General features: G+C 67.8%; 9 protein-coding genes. 4 read left to right on the top strand and 5 right to left on the bottom strand.

Annotated elements, in window-relative coordinates; genetic code table 11:
* A partial coding sequence (locus tag MT490_RS01885) for an alkaline phosphatase PhoX (RefSeq protein ID WP_297383768.1) occupies nucleotides 1-1,250 on the top strand: 1,250 nt, incomplete at its 5' end.
* A 61-nt stretch (nucleotides 1,251-1,311) separates the two neighbouring features.
* Here the strand turns inward: MT490_RS01885 and MT490_RS01880 are convergent.
* The 3 genes from MT490_RS01880 to MT490_RS01870 all read right to left on the bottom strand — a co-directional run bounded on the left by MT490_RS01880 (nucleotide 1,312) and on the right by MT490_RS01870 (nucleotide 4,478).
* Nucleotides 1,312-1,692, bottom strand: a complete 381-nt coding sequence (locus MT490_RS01880; protein WP_297383766.1) for a hypothetical protein — start codon at nucleotides 1,690-1,692, stop codon at nucleotides 1,312-1,314.
* A 78-nt stretch (nucleotides 1,693-1,770) separates the two neighbouring features.
* A complete protein-coding gene (locus MT490_RS01875) occupies nucleotides 1,771-3,078 on the bottom strand; it encodes an amidohydrolase family protein (RefSeq protein WP_297383771.1) in 1,308 nt (435 codons plus the stop codon).
* Nucleotides 3,078-4,478 (bottom strand): amidohydrolase, encoded by a 1,401-nt coding sequence (locus MT490_RS01870; RefSeq protein ID WP_297383770.1) that lies wholly within the window; start codon nucleotides 4,476-4,478, stop codon nucleotides 3,078-3,080. Before MT490_RS01870 ends, MT490_RS01875 begins: the two co-directional genes overlap by 1 nt.
* A 350-nt stretch (nucleotides 4,479-4,828) precedes the next feature.
* Here MT490_RS01870 and MT490_RS01865 point away from each other — a divergent pair, with 350 nt between their 5' ends.
* On the top strand, nucleotides 4,829-7,420 hold the full coding sequence (locus MT490_RS01865; protein ID WP_297383764.1) for a PAS domain S-box protein: 2,592 nt from the start codon (nucleotides 4,829-4,831) through the stop codon (nucleotides 7,418-7,420).
* Nucleotide 7,421: 1 nt separating this feature from the next.
* Complete coding sequence (locus tag MT490_RS01860) at nucleotides 7,422-8,036, top strand: response regulator (RefSeq protein ID WP_297383762.1); 615 nt, start codon at nucleotides 7,422-7,424, stop codon at nucleotides 8,034-8,036.
* 9 nt (nucleotides 8,037-8,045) lie between these two features.
* On the opposite strand, the gene MT490_RS01855 is transcribed toward MT490_RS01860, so the two are convergent.
* The gene (locus MT490_RS01855) at nucleotides 8,046-8,402 is read right to left on the bottom strand and encodes a hypothetical protein (RefSeq protein WP_297383760.1); all 357 of its coding nucleotides are present in this window, start codon (nucleotides 8,400-8,402) and stop codon (nucleotides 8,046-8,048) included.
* 106 nt (nucleotides 8,403-8,508) lie between these two features.
* A complete protein-coding gene (locus tag MT490_RS01850) occupies nucleotides 8,509-9,891 on the bottom strand; it encodes an alginate export family protein (protein ID WP_297383758.1) in 1,383 nt (460 codons plus the stop codon).
* 284 nt (nucleotides 9,892-10,175) lie between these two features.
* On the opposite strand from MT490_RS01850, the gene MT490_RS01845 reads away from it, so the two are divergent.
* Nucleotides 10,176-11,863 (top strand): methyl-accepting chemotaxis protein (locus MT490_RS01845; RefSeq protein ID WP_297383757.1); only part of this gene is annotated, 1,688 nt, incomplete at its 3' end.

Raw genomic sequence — 11,863 nt, 5'->3', positions numbered from 1 at the left:
CCACGGTGGGCGGATCGGCGACCACCGACTATCGCAACGAACCCAACCAGTTCGGCTGGGTAGTCGAGATCGATCCGTACAGCCCGACCTCGACGCCGCGCAAGCGCACCGCGCTCGGCCGTCTCGGCCATGAAGGCGCGTGGCCCGGCCTGTTCGTCGCCGGCCGCAAGCCCGCCTGGTACATGGGCGACGATTCGCGGCGCGAATATATGTACAAGTTCGTCTCGGCGACCAACTGGGTGGCCGCCGACGCGACTGCAACCGACCGCCTGGCGATCGGCGACAAATATCTCGACAGCGGCACGCTCTACGTGGCGAAGTTCAATGCCGACGGCACCGGCACCTGGGTGCCGCTGGTGTTCGGCCAGAACGGGATCACCGCGGCCAACGCTGCCTATCCCTTCGCCGACCAGGCCGACGTGCTGGTCAATGCACGCCTTGCCGCCGACGTGGTGGGCGCCACTCCGATGGATCGGCCGGAATGGACCGCGGTCAATCCGGCGAACGGTCATGTCTATCTGACACTGACCAACAACAACGCCGCCGGCCGGCCGCTGAACGGCACCGATGCCGCCAATCCGCGCCACTATAACGACCCGTTCGGCCCGACCAACGCCGCGTCCTTCGGCAACCCCAACGGCCACATCATCCGCCTGCGCGAAACCGGCGACTCGACCGAGGCGACCGGCTTCACCTGGGACATCTATCTGTTCGGCGCAGGCGTGGATCTGGATCCCGCCAACATCAACGTCTCCGGCCTCACTGCCGATCAGGACTTCTCGAGCCCCGACGGGCTGTGGTTCAGCCGTCCGACCAATGCCTCGGGCCTGGTCAAGCCGCTATTGTGGATCCAGACCGACGACGGCGCCTATACCGACGTGACCAATTGCATGATGCTCGCGGCGATGCCGGGCACCGTCGGCGACGGCGGGGCGCGTACGATCACCAACACCGGCACCGGCGGCGCGACGGCTACCCAGGCCACCCGCGTCGGCGCGGCGCCGACCGCCGCGACGCTCAAGCGCTTCCTCGTCGGCCCGGTCGACTGCGAGATCACGGGAGTCGACACGACGCCGGACGGCCGCACGTTGTTCGTCGGCATCCAGCATCCGGGCGACGGCGGCACGGTAGCCGCTCCGAGCGGTCACTGGCCCGACAGCCAGGCGACCGGCACTGCGGGGGCGAGCGTCCGCCCGCGCTCGGCGATCGCCGTGATCACCAAGGACGACGGCGGCGTGATCGCCCTCTAAGGGTTACGGCCACCCTTTCGGCCCGACTGGGGAGGCTCCGCAAGGCGCCTCCCCTTTTCTTTCAGCGGTCGGTGCGGCTGACGATGTTGGCGGTGCCGTCAGGCGTGACGCTGATCATGTGCGAGCGCTTGTCCGAGCAATTGGCCCGCCACAGCGGCTTGCCGTCCTGGTCGGGCAGGCGTTCGGACGAGACCACCGACTGGCAGTCGATCCCGGCGTCGAGCAGGGCCCGGATGAAGACGACGTTGCGCTGGCGGTCGGACATGCCGAGCACCGCGGCCAGCGCATTCTCGCCGCCCGCGGCGTTGCCGGTCGCGTTCGCCTCCGCATCGGCGGCGTTGGCCGGCGTCACGTCGTTCGCCGCGCCGCCGCCTTCACCGGTGGACCCGCAACCGGCGAGCGCCAGCGCTGCGAGCGCCGGCAGGACAATGCGCTTCCTCATCTGCGTCTCTCCCGTTCGTGGCCGCACCTGCGGCGTTTCGGCAATGCTGCATCCTCCATCCGGGTTCCGCAACCGGGATCAGTGCTGATACGCCTTGGGGAGCGAACCTTCCGCCGGGTTCCAATAGCGATCGCGCAGGCGGGTCTGGCGGCTGGCCATCGGCTGCTCGACGCCGTCGATGAACACGTTCACCGCCGAGGTGCCGATCTCGAGCGGGTCGCCGTCCCAGATCACCACGTCGCCGCGCCGGCCGGGCTTCAACGAACCGAACTCGTCGCCGAGCCCGAGCGCCTCTGCCGGGCGCGAGGTGATCGTGGCGAAGGCCTCGCCCCATTCGAGCCCGCTCGCACCAGGCACGCGGCGCAGCGCCACCAGGTTGCCGGCATATTGCTTCTCCCAGCGCGCCTGCCGCGCCTCGTCCTGGTTGATCGTGCCGATCCCGACGAGCACCCCGGCCGCCTTCATCCGGCCGATGTTCGACTGGGTCGCGGCAAGCTGCTCGAAGCTCTCGGGCAGGTCGGCCAGCGCCGAGGCGATCACGGGAACGCCCGCCGCGGCGATCTCGCGCGCGACCGTCCAGCCCTCGCTGGCGCCGACCAGCACCAGCCGGAGCGTCGGCACTTCGCGCTTGAGCGCGAGGATCGTCAGGATGTCGGACGCACGCTCGACATGGACGAGCAGGGGTACGCGCCCCTGCACGACCGGCACCAGAGCCTCGGCGTCGGCGCGCGTCAGCAGCGCGTCCTTGCCGCGATCGGCGAAGCCTGCGGGATTGCGGACATAGTCGCGCACTTCGAACAAGGCGTTCTTGAGCATCGCATAGGCGGCGGGCCGGCTGCCGCCTGCGGCACGCGCGCCCGCTTCGCCATATTCCATGAACTGGAAGGCGCGGGGCTTGGCGACCGGGCCCATGTCGGTGCCGAGGTCGATGATCGCCCCCTGCCCCGCGAAGATCGAGCCCTTGCTGTTGTCCGGCGCCACCACGGCGCGAGTCACGCCTTCGAGCCGGTTGATCGCGAGCGGGCTGCTCTTCGGATTGACCGCGGGCGCGACGTCGAGCGCCGCGTTGAACGGCGAGCTTGCCGCCGCCGTATCGTTGGTCCCCTCGACCGCATCGATCTCGACGATCCCCATTCGGGTGAAGCCGGCGAAGATGCCCGGGGTCACCCAGCGCCCGCCGGCATCGACGACGCGCGCGCCCGCGGGCGCGGCCACGCCGGCGCCGGCGGCGACGACGCGGCCGTCGCGGATCACGACCGTACCGCCCTCGACCGGTCCGGCGCCGTCGCCGATCACGACCTTCGCGTTGGTGATCGCCACGGTCTGCGCGGCGGCGGGAGCGGCGAGCGCGAGCGTGGCGCTCGCCGAGAGGAGCAGCTTCTTGATCACTTCACGTCCCCCTCGCCGGGCTGGCCGAGCTCGAAATCGGATACGGGCCGGAGTTTCGGATTGTTGGCGTCGTAGAGCAGCGCCCCGTCGACCCACACCATCTGCGGGCGGGTGTAGACGCTGAACGGATTGCCGTTCCACAGCACGACATCGGCCATCTTGCCGGGCTTGAGGCTGCCGGTCCGGTCGGCGATCCCCAGCGCCTTGGCCGGGTTGATCGCCAGCCAGCGCCACGCGGCCGCCTCCGAGATGTCGAAGCCGGCCTTGATGCCCGATGCGCGCGCCTTGGCGACTTCCTGGTTGAGCCGCTGGATGCCGTTGGCGTCGTCCGAATGGATCATCGCGCAGGCGCCCTCCTTCTCGAGGATGGCGAGGTTCTCGTTCACTGCGTCATAGGATTCCACCTTGAAGCCGTACCAGTCGGCCCAGACCGCGGCGCAGGCGTTGTTGGCCTTGAGCAGGTCGGCGATCTTGTAGGCCTCGACCGCGTGGTGGAAGGCAGTGACGCGGTATCCGAACTCCTTGGCCATATCCATGACGACGGCCATCTCGTCGGCGCGGTAGCAATGGTTCTGGACGAGGATCTCGCCCTCGAGCACACCGCGCAGCGTATCCATCGCGAGGTCGCGCGCGGGCGGCTCGCCGCCCTTGTCCTCATATTTGTCCCAGCGGCGCTTATACTCGACCGCCTTGGCCCAGGTCGCGCGATCGACGGCGATATTGCCCATCCGCGTCGAGGGCGCGCGGCCCTTGCCACCATAGACGCGCTTCGGGTTCTCGCCGCACGCCATCTTGAGCCCATAAGGCGCGCCGGGGAACTTCATCCCCTGCATCGTCCGCGCATAGACGTTCTTCACGGTGACCGAGCGCCCGCCGAACAGGTTCGCCGAGCCGGGTAGGATCTGGAGCGTCGTCACGCCGCCATTGGCCAGCGCGCGGCCGAAGCCGGGATCCTGCGGCCAGACGCTGTGCTCGGCCCAGACCTCGGCGGTGACCGGCGAGGTCATCTCGTTGCCGTCGGAGAGCGCCTCGACGCCGGGCGAGGGATAGTCGCCGAGATGGCTGTGGATATCGATCACGCCGGGCGTGAGATATTTGCCCTGCCCGTCGATGACGGTAACGCCCGCCCCGGCGCTGAGCCCCTGTCCCACCTCGACGATCTTGCCGTCGCGGAACAGCACCGCGCCATTGTCGATCCGGCCACCCTCGCCGTCGAAGATCGTGACGTTGGTCACCAGGGTCGGCGCGCCGGGATAGGCGCGATAGGTCGAAGGGAACGGATCGTGCGAATAGCCCTTGCCCTTGCCGGGGCCCCTGGCGGCGGGCTCCGAGGAACTGCTCTTCGCCTCGCCGGCGTTTTCCGCGCAGCCAGCCAGCGCCAGCGCGGCGCCGAGGATCAAGACCGGTCGAAACAAGCGCGAATCCTTCCCTGTTCGTTGCGCTCGCGGCGCCGCGCTTTGATCGTGGCAAACGCCATTTTTGGCAAGCGCGCCCTGACCATTGAAATCCCGTCGGAAAATTGCGACCCAACGAGACACACCCACAGTGGACGTTCGGAGCTTTCCACGAAGAATTGATCGGTGTTAAGGCAGGGGCAATTCGCTTACCCTGTACAGGGGCAGGTATTTTGCGAGTCAGTAACCGTTCCGGTGGATCTGCCGAGGGGCAGCCACCTCCGGCAAAGAAGGTCGCGACAGTCCTTGTTGCGCTCGCGGCTCTGTGCAGCCTTCTCTCTTTCTCGGGCTGGGTGCTCGACATCCCCGTGCTGCGCGGGTTCGGCTTCAACGACTATCCGATCTGGCCCCTCACCGCGGTCGGCTATATCTGCCTCTCGTTCGGCTTCCTCGCCTCGATCTTCGACCGGGACAGGCTGGCCTCGGCGCTCTGGCTCGTGCCGCTGCTGATCGCGCTGGCCTCGATCTTCCAGAATGCGGCCGGGATCGACCTCGGCACCGACCAGCTCCTGTTCGGAGCCATGCTGGCGGAATTCGACGCGCCGCACCCCGGCAGGCCGGGCCCCAGCCCTTCGACGATATTCGTCCTGCTCGCCGCGGCCGGCTATGGCGCGCGGATGCGCAAATGGCTGTCGGGCGAAGCCGGCACGCTGCTGGCGGCGATCACCATGGCGCTGGCCGCGGCGACGGCGGTGCTCGTCCTGTTCTCGAGCCCCGGCGGCGCGACCGCCCGCATCCTCTCCGCCTCGCTGCCCGCGGCGATCGCGACCCTGCTGCTGGCGGTCGCCTTCCTGATCCTTCACAGCAGGCTGCAATGGGTCCGGCTGCTGACGATGCGGAGCGGCGATTGGCGCATCATCCGGGTCCTCCTGCCCATCGTGTTGATCGTGCCGGTGATCCCGTCCGCCCTGCAATTGCTGATCGCGAGGCCCGATCGGCTGTCGCCGCTGGCGGCAGGGGCGCTGGTCGCGCTCTTCAATATCGTGATCGTGGCGTTCGTGGCCTATTGGGCCATCGTCCGGGTGGCGCGCGGCCAGGCGGCGATGGTCGAGCTCAGCCAGGCGCTCGACCATACGACGGTCGTCCTGACGGATGCGGAGGGCCGCATCACGCATTGGTCGCGCGGGTGCGAGGAGCTCTACGGCTGGACCTCGGGCGAGGCGCTTGGGCAGAACAAATATCTGCTGCTCCGCTCGCAATGCCGCCTCGACGAGGCGATGCACGGCGAACTCCTCGAGGACGGGCAGGAACTGGTGGAGATCTGTCGCGACGGGCGCGAGGTTTCGGTGCTCGAACGGACCCGCCAGGTCGAGAGCCCCGGACAGCCCGACGTCGTCCTGCTCAAGGTGACCGACATCACCCAGCGGGTGGTGGCTGTCGAGGCGCTGAAGGTCAGCGAGGAACGGCTGGCACTGGCGACTTCGGCGCACGAACTCGGCATCGTCGAATGGGATGTCGTGAGTGGGAGGATGGAATGGTCCCCGGGCACCGAGCAGCGGCTCGGCATGGTGCCCGGCATGATCTCCGATTTCGAATCCTGGCGCGCCCAGGTCGAGCCCGAGGACGTCCAGCGCATCCTCGACACGATCGCGCGCGCCGTCCGCGATCGCGCCGACAAGTTCAGCTATCGCTATCGCTTCCTGCAGCCGCAGGGAGGCGTGCGCGCCGTGGAGGGATCGGCGCGAGCCTTCTACGACGCCGAAGGCAATCTGCTGCGGACGGTGGGCGTCATCCTGGACGTGACCGAGCGCGAGGAGCGCGAAGCGGCACTGCGCCGGCGCGAGGCGCAGCTCCGCTCGGTGCTCGAGACCGTGCCCGACGCCATGGTGGTGATCGACCAGCACAGCAGCATCCTGCAGTTCAGCGCCGCCGCCGAGGCCTTGTGGGGCTATCGCGCCGCCGACGTTCTCGGCCGATCGGCGACGATGCTCGTGCCCGCGGACCGACGGGCGCTCCACATGGCGACGCTCAGCCATTTCCTGAAGACCGGCGACGGGATCGTCGGCGAGGTGCTCACCGGCACCGCCGAGGCCGCCGACGGGCACCGCTTTCCGATCGAGCTGCGCGCTGGCGTCGCGCGGAGCGACGGCCAGGTCCTGCTGACGATCTTCATCCGCAACCTCTCGGAGCAGCTCGCCACCGAGGAGCGGCTGAGCGAGCTGAGCGCCGAGATCGCGCATGTCTCTCGCCAGAGCGCGATGAGCGAGCTCGCCGCCGACCTGGCGCACGAGCTCAACCAGCCGCTCAGCGCCACCTCCAACTTCCTCGCCGCCGCCCGCATGCTGATCGAGAAGGGCGAAGGCACCGAGCGTGTCGTCGACCTGCTCCGCATGGGATCCGAGCAGACCCAGCGCGCCGGCGAGATCATCCGCCGCATGCGCGCATTCATGGCGCGCGGCGAAGTAGAGATGCGCACCGAGTCAGTCGAACAGACGGTTCGCGACGCTGCCGACCTCGTATTGGTCGGTACGGGCCAATTTCATATCCGTGTAAGCTATGAGTTGGACCTGGAAGCCCCTTATATATTTGCAGATCGTATTCAGGTGCAGCAAGTTCTGGTTAACCTTCTTAGAAATTCCATGGAGGCCTTGCGATCTTCGGGACGCGAGGATCGTCACATCACGATTTCCTCGCACAGGCTAAGCGATCAGATGATCGAGCTAGCCGTGAGCGACTCCGGACCCGGAATACCCTCCCATGTGTTGGAGCAACTATTCTCGCGCTTCACCACCACGAAAGGTAACGGAGGCGGAATGGGTATTGGACTTTCGATCAGTAAGCGTATCATCGAGGCACATGGCGGGACATTGCGCGCGGAGAACCGGCCAGAGGGAGGAGCGAGCTTCCGCTTCACTCTGCCCGCCGTAGAGGAGGGTGCAGATTAGGATGAGCAGAACGATCTACATTGTGGACGATGACGATGCCGTTCGCGCCTCGCTCCATAGCCTGTTGTCGATACGGCAGGACCTGATCGTCCGCGGCTTTCGGTCCGGCGATGCTTTCCTCCAGGACATGGGCGAGCTCGACCCGGGCGTGCTGCTGCTCGACTTCCACATGCCGGGCGCCACCGGCCTCGACGTGCTCAACACGCTCGACGGCAGCGCGCGCTTCGTGCCCATCGTCCTCACCGGCCAGGGCAATGTCGGGCTGGCGGTGCAGGCGATGAAGGCCGGCGCGCTCGATTTCATCGAGAAGCCGTACGAGGCCGAGACCCTGCTCCAGCTGATCGACAATGCCTTCGCCCGGCTCGAGGAGGACAATGAGGCCGCCAACCGGATCGGGGCCGCCGAGGCGAAGATCGCCAAGCTGTCCCCGCGCGAGACGGATGTCCTCAAGGGCCTGATCGAAGGGCGCTCGAACAAGATCATCGCCTATGAGCTCGACATCAGCCCGCGGACGGTGGAGATCTATCGCGCCAATCTGATGGAGAAGCTCGAAGTGCGCAGTCTTTCGGAAGCCTTGCGCATCGCCTTCGCGGCGGGGCTGTTCCCGAAGAACTGAGGTCGCCCTTCAGGCGTCCTGGGCGGCCCAGTCTTCGAGCAGGCGCGTCAGCGCCGGCGCGGCGCCGCCGCGTGCGAGGTAGAAGAGCCGCGCATCTTCGCTCGCGGGCTCGCCGCCGCGGGTGAGCACGACCACCTTGCGCCACTGCGCATCGCCGGAAAGCGCAGCAGCCCCGCCGGGATGGTGCTCGATCGACTCCTCGTCGGTGATCAGCACCGCGGGCGCGCGAACGGATGCCGGGCGCTTCTCGTCGAAGGCGCGTCCGGTCCACACGGTGGCGCCGTGCATCGCGAGGCGCGCGACCAGCGTACTGCGAAGGGCGGCTTCCCGAACGATCAGCACGAGAAGCGGATTGGTCCCGGGCACGAGCCCCTCCGGTCAAGCCCGCGATGAGGCGGGTGTTTCAGCTAGACCCGTCGACGGATCCGGATCAGTCAGGTCTTGTACCTACGGATCCGCCGGCCGGCCTGGTTCAGAAGCTGGCGGCGAGATCCAAATGGCCGTAGCGCGTGTCGCCCGTGGCGGGCGCGTTGGGCGCGACCTCGAGGAAACGGCCTTTGGCGAGCCAGGCCCCACCCAGTTCGATGCGCAGGCGCTCGGGCACCAGCCAGCGGCGCACCCGCGCCTCGACCTGGGTTCCGGCATGGCGCCCCGAGACGCCGTTGCGATCGCGCACTCCGGTGGAGGCGAAGCTGTCGGTCGCCTGCGCGAGCCACAATCCGCGCACCGACGCCATCAGGTCGAGCCGCTTCGAAGGCTTGGCCTCGAGCCGCACTCCCGGCGAGATCAGGTTCGACCGGCCGACCGGGCCATAGAGCCCGTTCGGGCCGAAGTCCGCACGGCGCGCGCCGAACAGCGAGTCGAACCGGCCATAGGTGCCGGCGTCGCGCCCGTCGCCCGAGGCATAGTCGAACATCGCCGAGACGCGCGGCGTCCAGCCCTTGGGCGCCGTCCATCCGGCTTCGAGATGCGTGAAGCCGGCACGCACGTCGAGGTCGCGCACGTCGCTGGCGGCGGTCGTCGCGCGCGCGGTCCCGCTTTGCCAGGCGGCCTCGCCCTCGAAATCGAACTTGCCCTTGGCGGGCGCGCGGCGCAGGCGCAGGCCCGTGGTGACGAGGTGGCGGTTGCGCGTCGCGCGGGTCCCCCGGTCGTCCTCGGCAAGGCGATAGCCATAGATTTCCGCGCTCACATTGCCGAGAGCCTTGGCCGCCAAGGCGCTCGCGCCGAAAAAGGTGATGTTGCCCCCGGCGCGGTCGAGCTCGAACTTGTTGTCCTCGATGTCCGCGACGGAATCGGGCAGCGTCGAGAAGGGCTTGGCCCAGAATGCCACCACCCGGTCCTTGCCCTTGCTGCGCCAGTCGACGAGCCCGCCGAGATAGGATTGGACGGTATTGGGGAAGTCGGTGCGGCTCACCAGGCGGCTCGAGCCGATGTCGAGCGCGAAGCGGCCGCCGGTGACGGTCGCGGTCGCGCCCTTGGCGAAGGCGTCGGACGCGCGATAGGCGACATAGGCCTGGATCGGCTCGAGCGCGTTGACCTCGCCGGTGCGCACCGACGAGCCGTCGCGCTGGCCATAGCCGCGTGCGTCGACGATCTCGCCGCCCAACGCTACCGGCCCGAGCTCGGCTTTCGCCGCGACGGTGGTGCGGAACGAGACGAACGCGTCGTCGGCGGCCGCACCCGGCCGGAACTGGCCGCCGATCACCTCGAGGCGCGCCCGGGTGGTGGCGTCGACGCTGAACTGGACGCCGCCTTCCTTCTCGCCCGCGGCCTGCCCGTAGGCGGGCACCGCCGCCACTACGCAGAAGCCCAGGAAGGCACCGCGCAACGCGGAGGGGGGGGAGGTCGAGATCACGATATGCTCCGGGATAGAATGGACTGATCCCCTTTATAGGCCTGCGGCGCGCGCCGACGGCTTCGACACGGTCAGGAAATCATCGCTTCACAGCGAAGCGCGGGCGTCGGCCACTCCATGGCTAAGGGGAAATCCCTAGGCGCGATGTGCCGCGCCGGCGCCGCGCCGCCGGTCCCTGCATCCTATAAGACAGTGAACCCCTATGGCGCGCAGCAAGTGCCGAAGCACGCCTTACAGAACAAGGATTTACCATGGCGGCCCTCCTCGCCCGCATCAAAATTCCCATGAAGATCCTGGGATTATTGCTGATGCTCGGCCTAGTTACGCTCGGTGTATCCTTCTATGGATCGCGTGCGCTCACCAGCACCGCCGCCGACTATTCGGTGCTGGTCGACAAGAAACTGCCGATCACCACCAGGCTTGCGCGCGTGAACCGGTTCGGCAGCCAGATGCTCTACGCCAGCTATCGGGTGATGGCCTATCCGAGCGGATCGGCGGAGAATCGCGACGCCGCCGAAGAAGAACGCATCTCGTACGACAACGCCGTCAAGATCCTCGACGAGGTCAAGCAGCTCGATCCCAGCCTGGCGGGCGAAATCGACACGCTTCGCGCCGAGATCGAAGATATCCACAAGGGCGCGCTCGAAGCGATCCACCATGGCGCACGCGACGAGAACGACGCGGCGCGGACGATCCTTGCAGAACTCGACAAAAAGGCGCTCACGCTGGCAGGTGACCTGACCAAGGCGAATGACGCGCGCATCGCCGACGCCCAGGCCTTTTCGAGCAAGCTGTCGGCCGCAGCGAGCGGTACCTCGACCACGATGCTGGTCTTCAGCCTGATCGCGATAGCGATCGCCACCGGTATCGGCCTGCTCGTATCGCGGCTGGGCATCACGGCGCCGATCGCCCACCTCCAGGCGCGGATGAAGACGCTCGCCGAGGGCGATAATACAGCCGAGGTGCCGGGCGCCGATCGCGGCGACGAGATCGGCGCGATGGCCAAGGCGGTACTGGTGTTCCGCGAGGCGGCGATCGAGAAGGAAAAGGCCGACGCGGCCAAGAAGATCGCCGATGCCGAGCAGCAGCGCGTGGTCGAGACGCTCGAGGCCAATCTGAGCAAGCTCGCCCAGGGCGATCTGACCAGCCAGATCGACCAGGCCTTCTCCCCCGCTTATGAATCGGTGAAGGTCAACTTCAACGGCGCCGTGACCGAACTGCGCAATCTGATCGGCTCGGTGATGGAGTCGACTACGGCGATCCGGAGCGGATCGGGCGAGATCGCAGAGGCGTCGGAGGCCCTTGCCCGCCGCACCGAAGCGAATGCCGCGAGCCTCGAGGAAACTTCGGCCGCAGTCTCGCAGATGAACGGCCGCCTCCAGGCTACCGCGGAAGCCGCTGGTCGAACGGTCGCGCGTGCCGACGGCGCCATTGCCACCGTGTCGGGCGGGCGCAGCATCGCCGACGAGGCGGTGCAGGCCATGACCCGCGTGGCGGACAGCGCGAAAGGCATCGACAGCGTGATCGAGGGTCTCGACAAGATCGCCTTCCAGACCCGCGTGCTCGCGATGAACGCCGCGGTCGAGGCCGGCCGCGCGGGTGAAGCCGGCCGCGGCTTCGCGGTGGTCGCTGACCTCGTCTCGGCCTTGGCGATGCGTGCCGAGGAAGAGGCCGGCCGCGCCCGCGACCAGCTGACCGCCACGCAGACCGACATCGTCGCGGCGGTGGAGATGGTCCAGAAGGTCGATCACGCGCTCGCCGACATCTCGGGCGACGTCGGCGAGGTGCACCAGCTGCTCGGCCAGATGGCAGCCGACAACCAGGCTCAGTCGACCGCGATCGCTCAGATCAGCGTCGCGATCGGGACGATGGACCAGTCGACCCAGCAGAATGCCGCGATGGTCGAGGAAACCTCTGCCGCCGCGCGCAATCTCAACGGCGAAGTCGCGGCGCTCAGCGAGCAGGCGTCGAA

Origin of the sequence: Sphingomonas sp. (assembly GCF_026460985.1) — a bacterium.
Taxonomy (GTDB): Bacteria; Pseudomonadota; Alphaproteobacteria; order Sphingomonadales; family Sphingomonadaceae; genus Sphingomonas.
Note: the sequence above shows the minus strand (reverse complement) of the source record. Positions and strands in the feature narration are given on the sequence as shown.